We start from the raw sequence: 21319 nt of genomic DNA, 5'->3' as shown, positions 1-21319 counted from the left end.
CCCAGACCCTCCGGGCGATCGGGTCTGGGGGCGGCGCCCATTCCCCTGCGCGCGTCTGGTTGTGAGGTGCGCTGTTGACGCGTACCATGCCGGCATTCCCTCCAATAACAAACCCGTGCCTCAGCGCGGCCGATACTTGGCCCCTGACGCGCGTCTTTTCGCCTTGCCTGCGGAGAATAGAATTCGCCCCATGAACGGACCCATCCCCACCAACCTGCCGCCAACCGCCGGCGGCGGCAGCTGGCTGAGTGTGATCGCCCTGGCCCTTGCGGCTTTCATCTTCAACACCACTGAGTTCGTCCCGGTGGCGCTGCTCAGCGACATCGGCCGCAGTTTCGACATGAGCACCGCTCAGGTCGGCCTGATGCTGACTATCTATGCCTGGGTGGTGGCCTTGGCCTCGCTGCCCATGATGCTGCTCACGCGTAATATCGAGCGTCGGCGCCTGCTGTTGTTCGTGTTCGTGGTGTTCGTGGTCTGCCACCTGCTGTCGTGGCTGTCGCAAAGTTTTGCGGTACTGCTGCTGAGCCGCATCGGCATCGCCCTGGCCCATGCCGTGTTCTGGTCCATCACCGCCTCGCTGGCCGTGCGTGTGGCGCCGCCAGGCCAGCAGGCCAAGGCGTTGGGCTTGCTGGCTACCGGTACGACCCTGGCAATGGTCCTGGGCATCCCGCTGGGGCGCGTGGTCGGCGAAGCGTTGGGCTGGCGGGTGACCTTCCTCAGCATTGCCGGGGTGGCGCTGGCCACCATGCTTTGCCTGGTGAAATCGCTGCCGCTTTTGCCCAGCCAGAACTCCGGCTCGCTGCGCAGCTTGCCGATCCTGTTCAAACGCCCGGCGCTGGTGATCACGTATGTGCTGGTGACCCTGGTGATCACCGCGCAATTCACGGCGTACAGCTACATCGAGCCGTTCGCCCTGCAGGTGGCGCAGATCAGTGGTGAGCGCATCACCTTGTTGCTGCTGCTGTTCGGCGGGGCGGGGGTGTTTGGCTCGGTGCTGTTCAGCCGCTACAGCGAGCGCTTTCCGCATGGCCTGCTGGTAGGCTCGATCGGCTTGCTGGCGGCGTGCCTGCTGCTGCTGTTGCCTTTGGCAGGCAACTTCTATCTGTTTGCCGGGCTGAGCATGTTCTGGGGCGTCGCGATCCTCAGCTTCAGCCTGTCGCTGCAGTCCAAGACGCTGAAGCTGGCGTCCGATGCCACGGACGTGGCGATGGCATTGTTTTCGGGCATCTATAACATCGGCATTGGCGGCGGGGCGCTACTGGGCAGTATTGTCAGCAGCCAGATGGGGGTGGCCTCCATCGGGTGGGCCGGCGGCACTGTGGCGGTGGCCGGGTTGCTGCTGGCCTTGGCCAGCACCCGACGCTTTCGCGAGGCCCTGCGGCATTGATTAATGGTGCCGGCCCTGTCGTCGGCTTGCTGCCGACAGGGCCGGTACAGCCTACCTTCGGCTCAGCCAAGCAGCGCGGCCCAGGCCGACACCAGCAACATGCCCGCCAACCCTCGGTTGAACCACAGCAACCGCTGCGGCGTCTGCAACCAGCGTGCACTTCCGACCCCCAACAGTGCCCAGGCCGTCATGCACGGCAGGGCAATCACGAGAAACACCAGTGCCAATTGCCACACCGGCAGTGACGGCGCGGCGAACACCCCGATCACCGCCACTGCCATCAGCCACACTTTCGGGTTGACCACTTGCAGCGACGCGGCACTGAGGGCGCCGAAAGGCTTGGCTGCACTGACATCCAAGGGCTGCCCCGCGCTGCGTAAAATGCGCCACGCCAGCCAGCTCAACCACAGTACGCCGGCCCAGCTCATCACCTGCTGGGCCAGCGGGTGACGCATCAGCCACTCACCAAGGCCCAGGCCGACCAGCAATACGACCGCTGCCGCCGCACTGCAACCCGCCAGGATCGGCGCCACACTCGCGCGCAGGCCCTGCCGTGCGCCATGGCCTAGGATCAGCAGGTTGGTCGGCCCTGGGCTGATGCTGGCGACCAGGGCGAAGAGCATGAACGGCAACAACGAATGCGACATGGTGAACGGCTCCTATTGAACAGGGCACCATGCTGGCCGATTGCTGTGTGTCAGTCTGGAAGGTTTGAGCAGCGGCGCCGGTAGTCCGCGGGGGTGAGCCGGTAGGCACGGCGGAACCAGCGCCCCAGGTGGCTCTGGTCAGCGAAGCCCAGGGCCATGGCCACTTCGGTCGGGGTCCGGCCTTGGGCAAGCAGACGTCGGGCGCGCGCCAGGCGCAGCTGGATCAGATAGGCGTGCGGCGCCAGGCCAAATGCCGCCTTGAAGGCACGGGTCAGACGGAAGCGGTCTACGCCGCAGGCCAGTGCCAGGTCGTCGAGGCCGATGTCCTGATCGAGGTGTGCATGCAGGTAGTCGCGTGCCCGCTGGGCGGTCAGCGGCAGGCGCGGATCGGGGTTCAGGCGTTTGCGCCAGTGCAGGTGGCCGGTAAGGCAACTGAGCAGGTCATCGGTGGCGGTTTGCCGCACGATGCGCAGCTCCCCGCCATGCACCGCCTGAAAGGCGAGGGTGGTGGCGCGGGTAAGCTGGCGATCATCGCACAGCGTATCGGCGAAGCGTGGCAGGCTGTCACTGGGCGCTTGCTCGAACAGCACGCGCAGCTCCGCCTCCAGCCAGGTCGGCTCCAGGTACAGGGTCGAATAGGTAAAACCTTCTGCCGTTGGCGCATCGCCGTCGTGAATGTCGCCTGGCTCGAGCAGGAACACCTGCCCGGGTGTGCTGTGATGGCGTGTACGCCGGCAGTGGAACTGCTGCACACCCTGCTCGGTGACGCCGACCAGAAAGCTCTCATGCCAGTGCGGGTCGTAGGCGTGGCCAACGAAATGCGCACGCACCGACTCGATGCCGGTGTCGGCGTCTTGCTTGAGGTCGATCCAGTCTGGCATGGCGGCAAGGCTGCAGAAGGTAGGGCAGTTCACCTTAATGCAGAATCCGCCCTGCGTTTAGAATAATTGTGCACAGCAGGCTTCAGCGCGGCTGCTGCGCGGCGAAACGCTCGCGCAGCCATAGATGCAACTGCGATACCGCAGGCGACAGCTGCTTGCGGTGTGGGCACACCAAGGTTACCGGGCTCAGTTCGCCCGGGTGCTCCGGCAGCAGCACTTGCAGCTCGCCAGTTGCCACATTGGCGCTGACATCCAGCCACGATTTGTAGGCGATACCCTCGCCAAGGATGGCCCAGCGCCGCACCACATCGGCATCGTCGCTGAACAGTGGGCCACTCACCTGAACGGTACGGTTGCCCAGCCGCCACTTGTCGTAGATACGCCCCTGTTGCAGGTAAAGCAGGCACGCATGCTGCTGCAAGTCATCCAGCGTCTGCGGCCGCCCGTGACGCGCCAGGTAGGCCGGCGAGGCCACCAGCACACGACGATTCCACGGCGCCAGGGGCAGGGCGATGTAGTTGGCTTCTTCGTTCAGGCCATAGCGTATGGCTACGTCCACCGGGTCGCGGAACAGGTCGGCGACCTGATCGGACAGGTGCAGGCGCAGGGTCAGTTCAGGGTGCTCGCGGCGAAAATCACTCAACCATGGCAGCAGGATATTGCGCCCAAGGTCCGAGGGCGCCGACACCTGCAGCACCCCACGCAGGGTGCTGTTGGCGCCGTGCAGGTTCTCCCGGCCTTGGCGCAGGCTTTGCAGCACGCTGAGCGCGGTAGGCAGGTACAGCTCGCCCTCGGCTGTCAGGCGCAGGCTGCGGGTGGTCCGTGCGAACAGGCGCACGTCGAGGTCACGCTCCAGGCGTTTGATGGCGGCGGCGACCTGCCCGGGCAGCAGGTCGGCCTCGTGGGCGGCGGCGGTGAAACTGCCCAGTGCGCTGCTGCGCACGAACAGTTCGAGGTCGGTGATGCGGAGCATTTTCACTCCATGGGTGAAAGTGTTGCTGCATTTTGCTGCTTTTTTTGATTGGCAGGAAAGATAATATGCGCCGCACGTCCCGTTCCGCTTAAGGAGTTGCAACATGGATACCGTTTCTCTGGCCAAGGGCCGCTACACCACCAAGGCCTACGACGCCGCGCGCAAGATCCCTCAGGCCACCATCGACGCCTTGCTCGAGCAGCTGCGCCACAGCCCATCCTCGGTCAACTCGCAGCCGTGGCACTTCATCGTGGCCGACAGCGCAGAGGGCAAGACACGCCTGGCCAAGAGCACCCTGGACGGTTTTGCCTACAACACGCCGAAGATCCTCGATGCGTCCCATGTGATCGTGTTCTGTACCCGCACCGACATGACCGAAGCACACCTGGACGCCGTGCTCGACCAGGAAGCGGCCGACGGACGTTTTCGCGATGATCAGGCCCGTGCCGGCCAGAACCAGAGCCGTCGCCATTATGTGAGCCTGCACCGCTACGACCAGAAAGACCTGCAGCACTGGATGGAGAAGCAGACTTACCTGGCCCTGGGCACTGCATTGCTCGGCGCTGCCGCCCATGGGCTGGACGCAACGCCGATCGAAGGTTTCGACAGCAAGATCATGGATGCCGAACTGGGCCTGCGTGAGCAGGGGTACACCAGTGTGGTGGTGCTGAGCCTGGGTTACCGTAGCGAGTCGGACTTCAATGCCGGGCTGAACAAATCGCGCCTGCCGGCTTCGAAGGTCTTCACCTTCCTCTGAGGGAGGCCGGTGCAGGAAGCGGTAACGCCAGGTTCACCACAAGGCCAGCGAAGCGCCCGCAACTGTGCGTTCGAACACCTCGATCGCTTTGTCCACCTCCGCTTCGCTGGTAAACCGCCCGATGCTCAAGCGCACGCTTTTGCGCGCCTGCGCCTCATCCAGCCCCAGCGCCAGCAGTACATGCGACGGCGCGTGACTCGCCGAGTTGCACGCCGAGGTGCTCGATAGCGCCAGTTCACTGGCCAGCGCCAGGCTGTTGAAGCCCGGGGCCTCGATACAGAGGTTCAAGGTATGCGCTACGCGCTGGCGGGCGCAGCCGTTGAGGCGGACCCCAGGCACGGCCAGCAGCCCTTCGCGCAGCCGCCGGGCGAGCTGCTCGATGCGCTGGTGCTCGCTGTCGCCAGGCTGGCCGGCCAGGGCGAAGGCGCTGCCCATGCCAACGATCTGATGGGTAGGCAGGGTGCCTGAGCGCAGGCCAAGCTCATGGCCACCCCCGTGGATCTGGGCCCGCATCCAGGCGCGTGCGCGAGGGCCGACATACAGCGCGCCAATGCCTTTTGGCCCATAGACCTTATGGGCAGAAAACGACATCAGGTCTACCGCCATCGCCCGCAACTCGATGGCCAGCTTGCCCACCGCCTGGGCCGCATCCACGTGCAGCAGGGCGCCATGGGCACGCACGCGCTCGCCAATGGCAGCGAAATCGGTGACGGTGCCCAGTTCGTTGTTGACCGCCATCAGCGAGACCAGGCGGGTATCCTCGCGCAGGGCCGCCTGTACGTCGTAGGGCTGAATCAGGCCGGCAGCGTCCGGGGCCAGGCGGGTGACTGCCCAGCCCTGGCGCTCCAGTTCGCTGACGGTATCGAGTACGGCCTTGTGCTCAAGTGCACTGGTGATCAGGTGGCCTGGCTGGCCAATGCCCTGCGCGATGCCTTTGAGCGCAAGGTTGTTGGACTCGGTGGCGCCCGATGTCCAGACCAGGTCTTCAGCGCTCGCCCCGACACGCTCGGCCACTTGCTGGCGAGCCTGCTCCACGGCCTCGCGAGCCCGCTGGCCGTAGGCGTGACCTGAGGAGGCGGGGTTGCCGAAGTGCACCTGGCGGCCGAGGCAGGTGAGCATGGTTTCAATGACGCGGTCGTCTACCGGTGTGGTGGCGGCGTAGTCGAAATAGAGTGGGGCGCTGGGCATGGCGTTGGGTCCGTAGCTGTCGCCGCGGGTTCGGCGATCCTGACAGCAAGCGTACCCCGGGCGCTGCGAAAATTTTTGCCCTTGTTTTCATGGTTTGCCCGTTTCTGTAGAAAACTATTCTCCAAAAGTGACCGATCGTAGGTTGTTTCATAAGCTAGGCCGACGCTCAAGTGCTTTCTAAACTCCGCTCTTCTTCAGCCACTACCCGTTGGCACAGCTCGATGATCTGCTCGCGCATCCAGCGGTTGGCCGGATCCTGGTCGGTGCTCTCGTGCCAGTACAGGTGCGTCTCAAGCGCAGGCACTTCCACCGGCAAAGGCTGGTAGCGCAATTGGTGGCGGCGGGCGAACCGTTCTGGCACGGTCATCGCCATGTCTGTCTGTTGCAGCACCTGGGAAGCCATCAGGTAATGCTGCGAGCGCAGGGCGACTTTGCGTTGCACACCCATCTTGCCTAGCGCCAGGTCGACATAGCCCAGGCCGTTTCGGCGGCTGGAGATATGGATATGGGTCATGCCCAGGTAGCTCTCGACGGTGAGCTTGGCGTCGGCCAGCGGGTGACCCTGGCGTACGGCGCAGACGTAGCGGTCCTGCATCAGCTTGACATGGCGCACCTGCGGATCGGTGTTCAACGGCGCGTCGACGGCAAAGTCCAGGCGCCCTGCAGCCAGCTCCTTGGTAGTTTCACGCCGCTTGCACAGGAAGCTCTCGATCAGCACCGCAGGCGCCAGGCGCCGCAGGCGCTGGAACAGCGGGGGCAGGATCACCGCTTCGGTCAGGTCGGTCATGCTGATGCGGAAGGTCTTGTTGGCCTGCTGCGGGTTGAAGATGCGGCTTTCCTGCACCGAGGTGCGCAGCAGCGCCAAGGCGTTGCGCACCGGGCCGATGATGTTCTGCGCCATGGGGGTCGGCACCATGCCCTGGGCGGTGCGCACGAACAACGGGTCGTTGAAGGTTTCGCGAAGGCGCGAGAGCGCGTTGGACACCGCTGGCTGGGTAATGCCGACGATCTGCCCTGCGCGGGTCAGGTTGGCTTCGGTATAGATGGCATCGAAGACGATGAACAGGTTCAGGTCGACCTTGCTGAGGTTCATGGGCGCCGCTCTTTGTTGGAATTATCGGCCGATCATATATCGGTTATGAATGTTTATACACACAGAAAATAGACTAGGTGGATTGAGCTGTGCTGCTCTAGGCTCTGCCCATGTACTTCGAACCGTGAAGGTAGCCCCGATGGATTTCGCCTATTCACCCAAGGTCCAGGCTCTGCGCGAGCGCGTCACCGCGTTCATGGATGCCCATGTCTATCCCGCCGAGCCAGTGTTCGAGCGCCAGGTCGCAGAAGGTGACCGCTGGCAACCTACCGCAATCATGGAGGAGCTCAAGGCCAAGGCCCGCGCCGAGGGCTTGTGGAACCTGTTCTTGCCGGAGTCGCAGTACGGTGCCGGCCTGAGCAACCTGGAGTACGCGCCCCTGGCCGAGATCATGGGCCGCTCGCTGCTGGGGCCGGAGCCCTTCAACTGTTCGGCGCCGGACACGGGCAACATGGAAGTGCTGGTGCGCTATGGCAGCGAGGCGCAGAAGCAGCAGTGGCTGGAGCCGCTGCTGCGGGGCGAGATTCGCTCGGCATTTGCCATGACCGAACCTGACGTAGCCTCCTCGGACGCCACCAACATGGCCGCCACTGCCGTGCGTGACGGTGATCAGTGGGTGATCAATGGCCGCAAGTGGTGGACCTCCGGGGCCTGCGACCCGCGTTGCAAGGTGATGATCTTCATGGGCCTGTCCAACCCTGACGGGCCGCGCCACCAGCAGCACTCGATGGTGCTGGTGCCGACTGACGCACCGGGGGTGAAGATCGTTCGGCCGTTGCCTGTGTTCGGTTACGACGACGCCCCCCATGGCCACGCCGAGGTGCTGTTCGAGAACGTGCGTGTGCCCTACGAAAACGTGATCCTTGGTGAGGGGCGCGGCTTTGAGATCGCTCAGGGGCGCCTGGGCCCAGGCCGTATTCACCACTGCATGCGCTCGGTCGGCATGGCCGAACGGGCGCTGGAGTTGATGTGCCGGCGCTCGGTCGAGCGCACGGCGTTCGGCCGGCCGCTGGCACGGCTGGGCGGCAATGTCGACAAGATCGCTGATTCACGCATGGAAATCGACATGGCGCGGCTGCTGACGCTGAAGGCGGCGTACATGATGGACACGGTCGGCAACAAGGTGGCGCGCAGTGAGATCGCCCAGATCAAGGTGGTGGCGCCGAATGTCGCATTGAAGGTGATCGACCGTGCCATTCAGCTCCATGGTGGTGCAGGGGTGAGTGGGGATTTCCCGCTGGCATACATGTACGCGATGCAGCGTACCTTGCGCCTGGCTGACGGGCCGGATGAGGTGCACCGGGCGGCGATCGGCAAGTACGAGATCGGCAAATATGTGCCGGTTGAAATGTTGCGTAGCGGGCGGTGAGCGCGGCCTCGATAAACGCTTGTTCGGTGTTCTGAAAGCAATGTACGCAGCAGATGCAGAGGATCAGACCCGCAATTGCGGGTCTTCTTCCTTTTTGGCGCTTTCGGGCTGCGTGGGTGGGAGCTGCTCCCCTTGCACGTCGCCCACGACCGCTTTCTCGCCGCGGGTCTTGATCAGCGACACCACGACCCCACCGAGCAACAAGCCGAACGTCACGCCCAGCGACAGCAGCGCCGGCACCTTGCCGACCATGCCGTGGTAGAAGATCTTGCAGCCAATGAAGATCAGCACCAGCGCCAGCGCGTACTTGAGGTACACGAAGCGGTGCATCAATGCCGACAGGGCAAAGTACAGCGAGCGCAGACCCAGAATGGCAAAGATGTTCGAGGTGTAGACGATGAACGGGTCCTGCGTGATGGCGAAGATGGCCGGCACGCTGTCGACCGCAAACACCAGGTCGGCCAGCTCGATCAGTACCAGCGCGAGGAACAGCGGTGTGGCATAGCGCAATGCCTTGCTCTCGCCTGGCGGGGTGAGGCGCACGAAGAAGTGTGAACCATGAATCTGGTCGGTCACGCGCATGTGCCGCTTGACGAATTTGAGTACCGGGTTGTTGGCCAGGTCGGGGTGGCTGTCTTCTTTCGACAGCGCCATTTTTACCCCGGTAAACAGCAGGAATGCCCCGAAGATGTACAGCACCCATTCAAAGTTCTGCACCAGCGTCGCGCCCACGCCGATCATGATCGCGCGCAGGAACACCACACCCAGAATGCCCCAGAACAGTACCCGATGCTGGTAACGGCGGGGGATGGCGAAGAAACCGAAGATCATCGCCATGACGAACACGTTGTCCATCGACAAGGACTGTTCGACCAAAAAGCCGGTGTAGAACTCAAGCGCCGACTGCGCGCCCAGTTCGTACCAGACCCACGCGCCGAACAACACGCCCACGCTGAAATAGCCCGAGTACAACAGCAGGCTTTCGCGCATTTCGATTTCGCGTTCTTTGCGGTGCAGCACACCCAGGTCGAGTACCAGCAGGCCGATGACGATGGCCAGGAACACCAGCCACAACCAGGTGCTGGTGCCGAGAAATGGGGTTGTGAGAAAGGTGTGTAGAGCTGTCATGAGCCCCTCCTTGATTGTCGACGTTGCATGGCAACAGTGATCCGACATGGCGGCGCGCAGCCGTCAGAGGGGCCCGGTATCACATGGATTTGAGCCTAGCCCCATTTCCCTGTGATGCCGAGTGGCGTGCTGTTACAAATTTTTGCCTGAGCCCGTGCGCGGCGGCCTGCCTCAGTACACCCAAACCTCCACCCGGCGGTTACGCAAGCGCCCCTGTTCCAGCTCGTTACCCGCGACCGGCAGCTCGTCGCCCATGCCGGTGACCTCCAGCACTTCCACACCATCGCGCGCCAGTTCACGGCGTACCGCCTGTGCTCGCAGGCGCGAGAGCAGGGCGGCGCGGCCTGGTGTTTCCTTGGGGTCGCCAAAGCCGACCAGCACCGCCTTGCTCTGCAGCTTGCCGGCCTGACGCAGGTAGTCGGCGACCCGCTGTACATCGCGCAGGGCTTTGTTGTCGAGGCTGGCACTGCCTTCCTGGAAGCGGAAGTTGACGCTCAGGCGTTGCGCTTGCTGGGCCAGGTTGCGGTAGCGCGGTGGCATGTCGGCTTGCGCCGGCACTGCAAGGGGCCGGATCTGCTGTGAAACGAACCCCTGCTCAGCGACGATCGACTGGCCAGCAGGGCTTTGCGCGAACTCCGCCAGGGCCTTGGCCTGAGGTTTGGCGTTGGCGGGCAGATACAGATACAGCCGGCGCGAGAGGGGGTAGTCCTCGCTGGCCACTTGCGGGCGCTCAGGTAGCATGGCCGGCGCGTTGCCTTCGGCAATTGCCAGCACCTTGGCCCCGTGCACGGCTGCTAGGCTGCTGAAACCGATGGCCTGGCGATCGGCAACCACGTTGTCGGCCAGCCTGTCACCGGACTCGAAGCGCTGTGCTCCGGGGGCCAGTTCACCTTGATGCGGCTCCAGCACCAGCGCCTTGAAGGTCTCGAAAGTACCGGAGCGATCGTCGCGGGCATACAGGTGGATCGGCCCCCCCGCGATACCGAGTTGCTCCCAAGTGCCGATAGCGCCGGAAAACACCTGAGCCAACTGCGCAGTGGTGAGCTGCGGCAGGGGGTTATCGGGGTGGACGATCACTGCCACGCCATCCAGCCCGATCACCTGCTCGGCGCCGGCTGCACGCAAGTCGCCCAGCGCCTTGAGCTGGCGCACCTCGGTATCGTTGATGGGACGAGACGCTGCGGCCAGATCGGCCTCGCCACGGCCAAGCGCGATAAAGCCGGTGCTCGAGCCGTGCGCCGCGATGTCGATGCGCAGCGGCTGGCCGTGGGCGTCTACGGCGGTGATCACGGTCTCGTTGGCCAGCGCGCCTGGGCGTTGCTCGATCGCCGTTGCCTGTTGCGCCCACAGGTGCCCTTGCACCAGCGCGGGCAACAGCGCCGCGCCGATGGTGTTGGACCCTTGCACCCGCAGGTGTACGGGTTCGGCCAAGGCCGTCAGCGGGAGCAGGTGAAGCAGCAAGAGCAACGGACGGAGCATGCCGGGCGACCTTTGGCACAGAATTGCCCGGCAGATTACGACGGTAGCGTGACCGAAATGTGACTATGGGCGTGCCGGCGATCAGTTTGCCGGGCAGCCTCAGGCGTGTGGAACCTGCTTGGGTACTGCATCACCGGCATACTGCGGTTTCAGGTGCCCCTGGTCATCCAGCAGGTATGCATCCATCACCTCGCGCACCACAGGGCCGGCCACCCGGCCACCGGCCTCACCGTTCTCGATCAACACCGCCACGACCACGCGCGGGTGGTCAGCGGGTGCAAAGCCGACGAACAGGGCATTGTCACGGTGGCGCTCCAGTGTCTTGTTGCGGTTGTAGCGCTCACCTTGCTTGATCGCCACCACCTGCGCCGTGCCGCTCTTGCCAGCGATGCGGTACTGCGCGCCAGCGGCGGCGGCGCGGGCAATGCCGCGCGGGTCATGCATGACCATCTGCATGCCCTGGCTGACCTGGTCCCAGGCGTGCCGGTCGTGCAGCACGATGTCCGGCATCGGGTTCGGGTCGACCGGTGTTTCGTCACCCACGGTCAGAGCCAGGTGTGGGCGGTGCCATACGCCCTTGCTGGCCAGAAGGCTGGTGGCCTGGGCCAACTGCAGCGGGGTGACCTGCATGTAGCCCTGGCCGATGCCCAGGATCAGCGTTTCGCCGGGGTACCAGGCCTGGCGGCGGGTGGCGCGTTTCCATTGAGCGGACGGCATCAACCCCGAAGCCTCTTCGTTCATGTCCAGCGAGACCTTCTGGCCAAGGCCGAATTCGGCCATGTAGTCGTGCAGGCGGTCGATCCCGAGCTTGTGCGCCAGGTCGTAGAAGTACGTGTCGTTGGAGCGCATGATGGCGGTGTACATGTCCACCCAGCCATCGCCGCTGCGGTTCCAGTTCCTGTACTTGTGCGCGTAGTTGGGCAGCTCGTAGTAACCCGGGTCGAACACCCGGCTGCCGGGGGTGATCACGCCGCTGTCGAGGCCGGCGATGGCCACTTCCGGCTTGACCGTCGAGCCCGGTGCATACAGCCCGCGCAGCACGCGGTTGAACAGCGGCCGGTCGATGGAGTCACGCAGGGCGGCGTATTGCTTGAAACTGATGCCCTTGACGAACAGGTTGGGGTCGAAGCCTGGGTTACTGACCATTGCCAGCACGTCACCGTTGGCCGGGTCGAGCACCACCACCGCGCCGCGGCGGTCACCCAGGGCCTTTTCGCTGGCCAGTTGCAGGTGCGCGTCGAGGCTGAGGTGGATGTCTTTGCCGGGGATCGGGTCCTGATGGTTGAGCACGCGCATCACCCGGCCCTGGGCGTTGGTCTCGACCTCTTCATAGCCGACGTGGCCGTGCAGCTGGCTTTCATAGAAGTGTTCGATACCGGTCTTGCCGATCGATTGAGTGCCGCGGTACTCGGTGCTGTCGAGGGTCTTGGCTTCCTTTTCGTTGATCCGCCCGACATAGCCGACCGAGTGGGCAAAGTGCTCGGCCAGCGGGTATTCACGGATGAACTGCGGTTCGACATCCAGGCCGGGCAGGCGGAACTGGTTGACTGCCACCAGGGCGATCTGCTGCTCGGTCAGGCCAACCATCAGGGTGACCGGTTCAAACGGCTTGCGCCCACGGCGCAGGTCCTTGTCGAACTGCTTGCGTTCATCCTCGCTCAAACCCAGCACCTGGATCAGGGTATCGAGCACCTTGGCCGGGTTGCCGGCGCGCTCACGGGTCATGGTCAGGTCGAAACTGGGCTTGTTGTCGGCCAGTACCACGCCGTTGCGGTCATAGATCAGCCCGCGCTCGGGGGCGATGGGCAGCACGTGTACGCGGTTGTTTTCCGACACCGCGCTTTGCTGGTCGTGTTGCAGTACTTGCAGCACGTAGAGACGACCGATCAGCACGGCGACCAGGCTGAAGACCAGGGCAGCGCAAGCCAGGAGCCGGCGGTTGACCAGGTGCTTTTCCTTTTCGTGGTCTTTGAGAGGGATCGGTTGGGGCATGGGCGGTGATGTGTCGGCTGAACGCGAACCTGTGGGAGCCGGCCTGCCGGCGACTACGCCAGGCCAGCCAACATGGATGTAGACGAGTGCCATGCACTCGAATCGCCGGCAGGCCGGCTCCCACAAGCATGCGGGGCGGCGATGCTACGCGTGCCGGGGGCTCTGCTCAAGACAGCTGCCATGCGCAAAACTGAGCATCCGGCGTTTCACCCCGCAACCCGGGCGCTCACAGGCACTATGAAGATTTGTTCATGCATCTGCGTTGGCCCGAGACCAACAATGGATGACTTGGGGCAGGCCATGTGGTTAGAATGCCCGCGGGTGCTAGCTGCATGAAGCAGTGACGCAGGTTAAATAACTACGCAGGTCGGGCCGCCGTGCGGGAGTTCTTGTGCCCATGCAAAAACATGCAATGCCCCGTGCCCAGCAACTTGCCCAGCGTGCATTCGCCAACTTCGAGCGCTTTCTGCACATTGAGGCCGTGAGCGGTGTCGTACTGTTGATCGCCGCCGTTGCAGCACTCATCTGGGCGAATTCGCCCGCTGCCGAAAGCTACGACGCCCTCTGGCACACGCCGATAAGCTTCGGCCTCGGCTCCCTGGTCTATTCCCAGTCACTGCACTTCTGGATCAACGACGGCCTGATGACCATCTTCTTCCTGGTCGTGGGTATGGAGATCCGTCGCGAAATCCATGAAGGCGCGCTGTCCAGCCTGCGCCAGGCCACGTTGCCGATGGCGGCAGCAGTCGGCGGTGTGGTGGTACCCGCGTGCATTTACCTGGCGTTCAATCATTCGCCACCCGGGCTAGAGGGCTGGGCCGTGCCCACCGCCACCGACATTGCCTTTGCGGTGGGTGTACTGGCGCTGCTGGGCAAGTCGATCCCTTCCAATGTGCGGGTGTTCCTGCTCGCCCTGGCGATCATCGACGACATCATCGCCGTGCTGATCATTGCCTTCTTCTACTCCGGTGGCCTGGATTACAGTGGCTTCGGCGTCGCTGGCATCGGCCTGCTGCTGGTGCTCGGCCTGCAGAAGATCGGTGTCGGTTCGGCCTATGCCTACGTCATTCCCGGGTTCATCACCTGGGTCGGCATGTTGATGACTGGTGCCCACCCCACTTTGGCGGGCGTGGTACTCGGCCTGATGACACCGGTCAGGGCGATGCCCTTGGGCGAGCGCCCGATGGAAGCCGTCAGGCGCTTTACCGACGACCTGCTAGGTCGCGCCAAGGCACCGCAGATCGATGACAGCGAACTGATGAACCCGTTGAAAAACCTGCGTGTGGCGCAGCGGGAGCTGGTTGCTCCTGTGCTGCGCGTGCAAGGCTATCTGCACCCTTGGGTGGCTTTCGCGATCATGCCGCTGTTCGCCCTGGCCAACGCCGGTGTCGGGTTGTCTGGTGTCGACCTGTCTGCCGATGGTCCTCACTGGGTGATGACAGGCGTCGCTGTGGCGCTGGTGCTGGGCAAGCCGTTGGGTATCGTGACGATCAGCTGGCTGATGGTCCGTTTGGGCTGGTGTGCGCTGCCGGCGGGCGTTACCTGGCACGGCATCACGCTGATCGGGCTGTTGGCGGGCATCGGCTTTACCATGTCGATCTTCATTGCCAACCTGGCGTTCTCTGACCCTGGCGTTCTGGGCGCGGCGAAGCTTGGCGTGCTGTCCGGCTCGGTCATCGCGGCTGTGATCGGCCTGACTTGGGGTGTATGGAGCCTGCGCAAGGCAGCCAAGGCGGCACCCGCCCAAGTTGGCTGATGGGCGAGCCGGGTAACGGGCGAGTGGGTGCACATTTTTTTCTGCAGGTGCATCCAATCTGCAACCTGGCGGGTATTACCGGTAGCGCGACTTCGCGCTGTCGATTACTCGCCAGGAGATTTGCACCATGAACAGCCCAGTTACCATGTTGATGCTCACAGGCGGCTTAGTCTTGATCGTGGCCAGCCAAGCCGCACACGCTCAATCCGCGTTGCCTGCCGCGGTCAAGGTTCCGGACGGCCACAGCGTCATGCTCGAAACCGTCGGTGTGGGCCAGGTCACCTACGAATGCCGCGACAAAGCCAATGCACCCGGCCAGACCGAGTGGACATTCGTCGGCCCCAAAGCGGTACTCAAGGACAGGTCTGGCAAGGCGGTGGGCGACTACTTCGGCCCCCCAGCCACCTGGCAGGCCAAAGACGGTTCGAAGGTCACCGGCACCCAGTTGGCCGTGGCGCCAGCGGGCAAGGGCGACCTGCCTTACCAACTGGTTCAGGCCAGCCCGGCCGAAGGTAAAGGCGCCATGACGGGTGTGAGCTATATCCAGCGCGTGGCTACCCGTGGCGGGGTCGCCCCGGCAACTGCCTGCTCGATGCAGAACAAAGGTGAGCGCAAAATCGTCGACTACCAGGCCGACTATATCTTCTGGGCGGCAAAATGATGGCAGTGCGTATAGGCAGGTGAGCCACTGGCGTCTACGCTGATCGACAGCCCCCCGGCCCAATGGCCGGGGGAACCGTCCAGGGACTACAGGGCTGACCTTGCATTGAACTCACCTTTGCCCCCTTTCGATTTTCAGCGTTGCCTTGAAGCTTGCGCAGAGGGAGACCGCCGAGCGCTGCATGCACTCTACGAGGAGGAGGGCGCACGCCTGTTAGGTGTGGTGCGCCGTATCGCCCGTGACCACGCTACAGCAGAAGACATCCTGCACGATGCGTTCATTCGGATATGGTCCCGCGCAGCCAGCTTCGATGCTTCACGTGGTTCTGCGCGGGGCTGGATCTATAGCGTGACCCGGCACCTGGCGCTCAATTACATACGCGACACCCGGCGCGAAGTCGTGCTGGATGAAGAAGCGTTGGACAGCGCACAAGCCCCGTTGCCCTATGCCAGTGATATCGATCTCATGGCGGACTCGGCCAAGGTTCACCGTTGCCTGGAGCAACTGGAGCCTTCACGCAAGCTGTGCATCCTGCACGCGTATGTCGACGGTTGCAGCCATGCCGAAATCGCCGGGTTGCTGAACACGCCGCTGGGCACCGTCAAAGCCTGGATCAAACGCAGCCTGAAGGCGTTGCGGGAGTGCATGGGATGAAGAAGCCACAAGGCGAGACCGCCGACGCACTCGATGAATTGGCCGGGGAGTATGTGCTGGGTACCTTGTCGGCTGAACAGCATGAGGCTGTGCGTCAACGCCTTACGGAGGATCAGCCGTTGCGTGCTGTCGTGGATGCCTGGGAGCAGCGGCTACTGGCGTTGAATGCGCTCGCTGAGCCGTTGGCGCCCAGCCCACGGTTGTGGGCGCGGATCAGCCGCAGCGTCGATGCACAGCAACAGCCGCAGCGCGTCGGGCCGCCAGCGCAGGCCGAGCGTTGGTGGCATCGCTTGGTGCTGTGGCAGGGCCTGGCCGGTGCAGGCCTGGTTGCCAGCCTGTTGTTGGCCTTCACGCTGCTCACCGCCAAGGCGCCAGAGCCTTCCTACCTGGTGGTGCTGGTTGCGCCGGCAGACAGTGCCCCGGGCTGGGTGGTGCAGGCAAGCGATACACGCAGCATTCAGCTGATACCCTTGGGGCAGTTCGCGGTACCGAGCGACAAGGTGCTGCAGTTCTGGACCAAGGGCGAACAGTGGCAGGCGCCACTGTCGCTGGGCCTGGTCAAACCTGGCGAGCAATACCGTGTGCCCGCCGATGGCCTGCCCCCGCTGGAGCCCAACCAGCTGTTTGAGTTGACCCTGGAAAGGCCCGGTGGCTCGCCGACCGGACGCCCAACCGGGCCGGTGCAGTTCATCGGTCGGGCGGTGAAGGTGCTGTGACAGCGCCTTGCGCAGGGCCCGGCAAAGCGGCGCCCGCGCGCCGCTCCACGGGCTTGCATGCCGCTATCAGTCGCCGCTAACCAGCTGGCGGGCCAACTGGTTGTGGCGCTCCAGTACCAGCGGCAGGTCGACGGTGGTGATGCGCCCATCCTTGACCACTACACGGCCGTTGATCACGCTGGTGTGGACCTGGGTCGGGGTGCAGAACACCAAGGCCGCAAGCGGGTCGTGGTGGGCGCCTGCGTAGGCGACATGGCCGAGGTCGAAGGCGACGACGTCGGCGACCATGCCCGGTGCCAATGCCCCAATGTCATTACGGTTGAGTACCTTGGCACCGCCCAGGGTGGCAATTTCCAGCGCTTCGCGGGCGGTCATCGCATCAGGGCCGAAGCCGACACGTTGTAGCAGCAGAGCCTGGCGCACTTCACCGATCATGCTCGCGCCATCGTTGGAGGCCGAGCCGTCGACCCCCAGGCCTACCGGCACCCCGTGGTCGCGCATCTTGCGGATCGGCGCGATACCGGAGGCCAGGCGCATGTTCGAGCACGGGCAGTGAGCAACGCCGGTGCCGGTACGGGCGAACAGCTCGATGCCGTGCTGGTCGAGCTGCACGCAGTGCGCGTGCCACACATCATGGCCGACCCAGCCCAGGTCCTCGGCGTATTCAGCCGGTGTCATACCGAACTTTTCGCGGCTGTAAGCGATATCGTTGACGTTTTCAGCCAGATGAGTGTGCAGTGAAACCCCGTAGTTGCGTGCCAGTACCGCGGCTTCGCGCATCAGGTCGCGGCTGACCGAGAACGGCGAGCAGGGCGCCACGACCACGCGCAGCATCGAGCCATGGCTGGCGTCATGGTAGTCCTCGATCAGGCGCTGCGACTCCTTGAGGATATCGCTTTCCTTTTCCACCACCGAATCTGGCGGCAGGCCGCCTTGGCTGCGACCCACGCTCATGCTGCCGCGCGCGGCATGGAAACGCATGCCGATTTCCCCGGCGGCGTGGATACTGTCGTCGAGCTTGCAGCCATTAGGGTAGATGTACAGGTGGTCGCTGGAGGTGGTGCAGCCGGAGAGGATCAGTTCGGCCATCGCGGTCTGGGTCGACACCGCGATCATCTCGGGCGTCAACCGTGCCCAGATCGGGTAAAGGTTGGTCAGCCAGTTGAACAGTTCACCGTCCTGGGCCGCTGGCACCACGCGGGTCAGGCTTTGGTACATGTGATGATGGGTGTTGACCAGCCCCGGGATGACCACCTTGCCGGTCATGTCCAGAATCTCGTCGGCATGCTGGGGCAGTTCGTCGCTGGGGCCGACCTGCTTGATCAGGTTGTCTTCTATGAACAGGCCGCCGCGTCTGATTTCGCGGCGCTCGCCGTCCATCGTCACCAGCAGTTCGGCGTTCTTGATCAGCAAAGTCTTTGGCATAGGTATTCCTTCCCGCTAATGGCGGGGTGCAATTTGTCAGTGCGGACACCTGGTTGTTATCGCGGCAACCAGGCCCGGCTTGGAAAACACGGTGTGGGCGGCAGGGCCGGTCAGCGCAGCCGGGCACGCACCGACGACGCCGGGTCACTAAGACTTGGCGTAAGGCGGTGGAGGGGTGCAAAGGGCAACGGGTGAACGGCGAATGCGTCGATTCGCAAGGGGCGCTCGAAGGGAATGAGCAGATAGGGGTAGTACATGGCTTTAGCCTGTCGCAATACGCAGCAGCGATTACCACTGTCGTAGGCGCGGGTTGATGTAACCAGAAATGTTCATTTTTGTATACGAGAAATTGTGCATTCAATGCCCAGGTGGTGCCACGGCGCTTTGCGCAGTACCTGCCCTGGTTTATGTTGGGCGGCCAAGGCACGCATTTCGACAGGACGCCACCCATGCCATCGTCTTCCCAATTGATCAGCACCCTGTGCCTTGCCCTGGCCAGTCCCTGGGCTTGGGCCGACCAACCGCTGCCTGCGCCGCCTGAGCTTGAGTCCGGGTACCGCTCTGGCCTGCAAGCGGTTCACGCCAACCGGCACATGGTGGCGGCTGCCAACCCGCTGGCCAGTGAAGCCGGGCGGGCAATGCTGCGTGCCGGTGGCAGCGCTATCGATGCCGCGATTGCCATGCAGATGGTACTCACCCTGGTCGAGCCGCAATCGAGCGGCATTGGCGGTGGGGCGTTCATCCTGTACTGGGATGGCCAACGGGTGCAGGCATTCGACGGCCGTGAGACCGCGCCGGCAGCGGCGACGCAAACGCTGTTCCTGCAACCGGACGGCACCCCGATGCCGTTTCGGGCAGCGCAGATCGGCGGGCGCTCGGTAGGCGTACCCGGGGTGCTGCGTGCCTTGGAAATGGCGCACGAGCAACATGGCAAGCTGCCGTGGAGTCAACTGTTCGCGCCGGCCATCGCGCTGGCACGCAGTGGCTTCCCCGTGTCCGAACGCCTGCACGCGTTGCTGGCGGGTGACCCTTTCATCGCCAAATCACCCGCCATGGCCCGCTATTTCCTGGATGAGCACGGCCAGCCGCTGGCGGTGGGCACGCAACTGCGCAACCCCGAACTTGCCCGTACCTTCGAACGCATCGCGCAGCAGGGCGTTGAGGCGTTCTATACCGGTGAAATTGCCGAAGCGATAGTCGCCCAGGTACAGGGGCATGCCAATGCCGGTTTCCTGTCACTGGCGGATTTACGCGCGTACCAGGCCAAGGAGCGCACGCCGTTGTGCGGCCCCTACAAGGCCTGGCAGATCTGTGGCATGCCGCCGCCCTCGTCCGGTGCGGTGACCGTGCTGCAGACCCTGGGTATCCTCGAGGCGCTGCAGCACGCCATGCCACAACGGGACCTTGCGAAGCTGCCGCCCAGCCCCAGTGCCTCGCCTGCAGGCCTTGAGCCTGCGCCGCTGGCCGTTCACCTGATTGCCGAGGCCGAACGGCTGGCTTACGCCGATCGTGCCCAGTACCTGGCCGACAGCGACTATGTGCCGATACCGCTCAAGGCACTGACCGCCCCGGCGTACCTGGCCCGGCGGGCCACGCTGATCGGTGACTTCAGCATGAAACAGGCGCGGCCGGGAAGGCCGCAGGGTGCGGACCTGGCCTTGGCCCCGGACCGCTCGCCGTTGCGTATTTCCACCTCGCACGTTTCGGCGGTGGATGACAGCGGTCAGGCGCTGGCCATGACCACTTCGGTAGAGGCGGCATTCGGTTCGCACCTGATGGTCAAGGGCTTCCTGCTGAACAATCAGTTGACCGACTTTTCATTCATTCCCCAGGAGAAGGGCAAGCCCGTTGCCAACCGGGTGGAACCGGGCAAGCGGCCCTTGTCGGCGATGGCCCCGACCCTGGTGTTCGCGCGGGCGTCCGGGGAACTGGTGGCCAGCCTCGGATCACCCGGTGGCTCGCAGATCATCGGCTACGTGAACAAGGCGCTGGTGGGTTTGCTGGACTGGCGGCTCGACCCGCAACAGGCCAGCAACCTGCCAAATTTCGGCAGCCGCAACGTAGGTACTGAAGTGGAAGCCGGGCTGACCAGCCCGGCGCTGATCCGGCAATTGGCGGCCTGGGGCCATGAGGTGACGCCCATGACCATGACCAGCGGCATGCAGATCATCCAGCGCTCCGGCGCAGGCTGGGCGGGGGGCGCCGACCCGCGGCGCGAGGGCGTGGCGCTTGGCGATTAGTCGTGGTAGAAGACAACCTTGTCATTCAAAAGTTGAATACCGGGATGTCTATCAGCGTTAAATCGAATAGGAGCCTGTTCGACCTCGACCTGCTGCGTGCCATTGTCGTGGTAGCCGATTGTGGCAGCTTCACCACCGCTGCCGCACGCCTGCATTCGACGCAATCGACCATCAGCCAGAAAGTCCGCCGTCTCGAGGACATGGTTGGCCACCGCCTGCTGGTGCGCGGGAACCGTGACGTGTTGCCGACCGACGCCGGCCAGACCTTGCTCGGTTATGCCCGGCACATGCTGGCATTGAACGACCAGATGCTCGAAGCCCTGGCCGGTGCCATGGTCGGCGTCACCGTACGCCTGGGCGTTCCCGAAGATTTCGTCGGCGGGCGCACCACCAACGCGCTGTCGGCATTCAGCCGGCTGCACCCGCAGGTCAAGCTGGAGGTCACCAGCGGGCTGTGCCGCGACCTCAGCCAGGCCTATGACAACGGTGAACTTGACCTGGTACTGCTCAAGCAGCGCCGCAACAGCCGCGAAGGCGTGGCGTGCTGGCCCGAGCGCCTGCAGTGGATCGACAGCGCACGCATGCCTGCCTTCGAACTCGACCCGATCCCGCTGGTGACATTTCCGCCACGCGGGCTGTACCGCGATGACATGATCAGCGCCATCGAAGGCATGGGCCGGCGCTGGCGCATCAGTTTCACCAGTTCCAGCCTCAGTGGCATCCAGGCAGCGGTGGCCGATGGTATGGGCATAAGCCTGTTGCCGCCACGGGCGGCCACTGGGGAGCATCGAGTGCTGGGGGGGGAACAGGGACTGCCGGAGGTGGACATCTACGAAATCGTCATCGTCCACCGGCCGACGGCTGATGTGATGGTCACGGCATTGGCCAAGGTGATGTCCCAGGTGCTGGAGGGCGGAGGCATCTGATGCCTTTACGGCCCCAGCGGCGGCGTGCCGCCGATGGGGCCGGA

At 64.0% G+C, this 21319-nt stretch carries 18 protein-coding genes; 9 read left to right on the top strand and 9 right to left on the bottom strand.

Annotated elements, in window-relative coordinates:
• Positions 1-190 precede the first annotated feature (190 nt).
• On the top strand, positions 191-1390 hold the full coding sequence (locus JNA92_RS13870) for a sugar transporter (protein ID WP_241805225.1): 1200 nt from the start codon (positions 191-193) through the stop codon (positions 1388-1390).
• Positions 1391-1452: 62 nt separating this feature from the next.
• Here the strand turns inward: JNA92_RS13870 and JNA92_RS13865 are convergent, their stop codons facing one another.
• From JNA92_RS13865 to JNA92_RS13855, 3 genes are all read right to left on the bottom strand, one after another.
• Positions 1453-2037, bottom strand: coding sequence for a LysE family translocator (locus JNA92_RS13865; RefSeq protein ID WP_241805224.1), 585 nt, complete (start codon positions 2035-2037; stop codon positions 1453-1455).
• A 50-nt stretch (positions 2038-2087) separates the two neighbouring features.
• Positions 2088-2918, bottom strand: a complete 831-nt coding sequence (locus tag JNA92_RS13860; protein WP_241805223.1) for an AraC family transcriptional regulator — start codon at positions 2916-2918, stop codon at positions 2088-2090.
• Positions 2919-3000: 82 nt separating this feature from the next.
• Entirely contained in the window at positions 3001-3891 is an 891-nt protein-coding gene (locus JNA92_RS13855; protein ID WP_241805222.1) for a LysR family transcriptional regulator, read from the bottom strand.
• A 103-nt stretch (positions 3892-3994) separates the two neighbouring features.
• Here JNA92_RS13855 and nfsB point away from each other — a divergent pair, with 103 nt between their 5' ends.
• Complete coding sequence (nfsB, locus tag JNA92_RS13850; protein WP_241805221.1) at positions 3995-4648, top strand: oxygen-insensitive NAD(P)H nitroreductase; 654 nt, start codon at positions 3995-3997, stop codon at positions 4646-4648.
• A gap of 33 nt (positions 4649-4681) precedes the next feature.
• Here the strand turns inward: nfsB and JNA92_RS13845 are convergent, their stop codons facing one another.
• Both JNA92_RS13845 and JNA92_RS13840 read right to left on the bottom strand, forming a co-directional pair.
• On the bottom strand, positions 4682-5836 hold the full coding sequence (locus JNA92_RS13845; protein WP_241805220.1) for a cysteine desulfurase family protein: 1155 nt from the start codon (positions 5834-5836) through the stop codon (positions 4682-4684).
• A gap of 166 nt (positions 5837-6002) precedes the next feature.
• Entirely contained in the window at positions 6003-6929 is a 927-nt protein-coding gene (locus JNA92_RS13840; protein ID WP_241805219.1) for a LysR family transcriptional regulator, read from the bottom strand.
• Positions 6930-7068: 139 nt separating this feature from the next.
• Here JNA92_RS13840 and JNA92_RS13835 point away from each other — a divergent pair, with 139 nt between their 5' ends.
• Positions 7069-8298: an acyl-CoA dehydrogenase gene (locus JNA92_RS13835; protein ID WP_241805218.1), complete on the top strand. Its 1230-nt coding sequence runs from the start codon at positions 7069-7071 to the stop codon at positions 8296-8298.
• A gap of 63 nt (positions 8299-8361) precedes the next feature.
• Here JNA92_RS13835 and JNA92_RS13830 read toward each other — a convergent pair whose 3' ends face one another.
• From JNA92_RS13830 to mrdA, 3 genes are all read right to left on the bottom strand, one after another.
• The gene (locus tag JNA92_RS13830; RefSeq protein WP_241805217.1) at positions 8362-9426 is read right to left on the bottom strand and encodes a TerC family protein; all 1065 of its coding nucleotides are present in this window, start codon (positions 9424-9426) and stop codon (positions 8362-8364) included.
• Between the two features lie 171 nt (positions 9427-9597).
• Entirely contained in the window at positions 9598-10905 is a 1308-nt protein-coding gene (locus JNA92_RS13825; RefSeq protein WP_241805216.1) for a substrate-binding domain-containing protein, read from the bottom strand.
• 99 nt (positions 10906-11004) lie between these two features.
• Entirely contained in the window at positions 11005-12897 is a 1893-nt protein-coding gene (gene mrdA / locus JNA92_RS13820) for a penicillin-binding protein 2 (protein ID WP_241805215.1), read from the bottom strand.
• A 397-nt stretch (positions 12898-13294) separates the two neighbouring features.
• On the opposite strand from mrdA, the gene nhaA reads away from it, so the two are divergent.
• From nhaA to JNA92_RS13800, 4 genes are all read left to right on the top strand, one after another.
• Positions 13295-14653, top strand: a complete 1359-nt coding sequence (gene nhaA / locus JNA92_RS13815) for a Na+/H+ antiporter NhaA (RefSeq protein ID WP_241805214.1) — start codon at positions 13295-13297, stop codon at positions 14651-14653.
• Positions 14654-14798: 145 nt separating this feature from the next.
• Positions 14799-15314 (top strand): DUF3455 domain-containing protein, encoded by a 516-nt coding sequence (locus JNA92_RS13810; protein ID WP_372490496.1) that lies wholly within the window; start codon positions 14799-14801, stop codon positions 15312-15314.
• Positions 15315-15419: 105 nt separating this feature from the next.
• Positions 15420-15968, top strand: a complete 549-nt coding sequence (locus JNA92_RS13805; protein ID WP_241805212.1) for a sigma-70 family RNA polymerase sigma factor — start codon at positions 15420-15422, stop codon at positions 15966-15968.
• Positions 15965-16684, top strand: coding sequence for an anti-sigma factor (locus JNA92_RS13800; RefSeq protein ID WP_241805211.1), 720 nt, complete (start codon positions 15965-15967; stop codon positions 16682-16684). The genes JNA92_RS13805 and JNA92_RS13800 overlap by 4 nt, the downstream gene beginning before the upstream one ends.
• Before the next feature lie 66 nt (positions 16685-16750).
• Here the strand turns inward: JNA92_RS13800 and JNA92_RS13795 are convergent, their stop codons facing one another.
• Positions 16751-18109: an 8-oxoguanine deaminase gene (locus JNA92_RS13795; protein ID WP_241805210.1), complete on the bottom strand. Its 1359-nt coding sequence runs from the start codon at positions 18107-18109 to the stop codon at positions 16751-16753.
• 449 nt (positions 18110-18558) lie between these two features.
• Between JNA92_RS13795 and ggt the strand changes: the two genes are divergently transcribed.
• Together ggt and JNA92_RS13785 are read left to right on the top strand one after the other, a co-directional pair.
• Complete coding sequence (gene ggt / locus JNA92_RS13790) at positions 18559-20349, top strand: gamma-glutamyltransferase (RefSeq protein ID WP_241805209.1); 1791 nt, start codon at positions 18559-18561, stop codon at positions 20347-20349.
• 44 nt (positions 20350-20393) lie between these two features.
• On the top strand, positions 20394-21275 hold the full coding sequence (locus tag JNA92_RS13785; protein ID WP_241805208.1) for a LysR substrate-binding domain-containing protein: 882 nt from the start codon (positions 20394-20396) through the stop codon (positions 21273-21275).
• The last annotated feature ends 44 nt before the right edge of the window (positions 21276-21319 follow it).

The organism is Pseudomonas putida (assembly GCF_022627325.1).
Classification (GTDB): domain Bacteria; phylum Pseudomonadota; class Gammaproteobacteria; order Pseudomonadales; family Pseudomonadaceae; genus Aquipseudomonas; species Aquipseudomonas putida_X.
The sequence above is the reverse complement of the archived record's forward strand: the minus strand, read 5'-3'. Positions and strand labels throughout refer to the sequence as shown.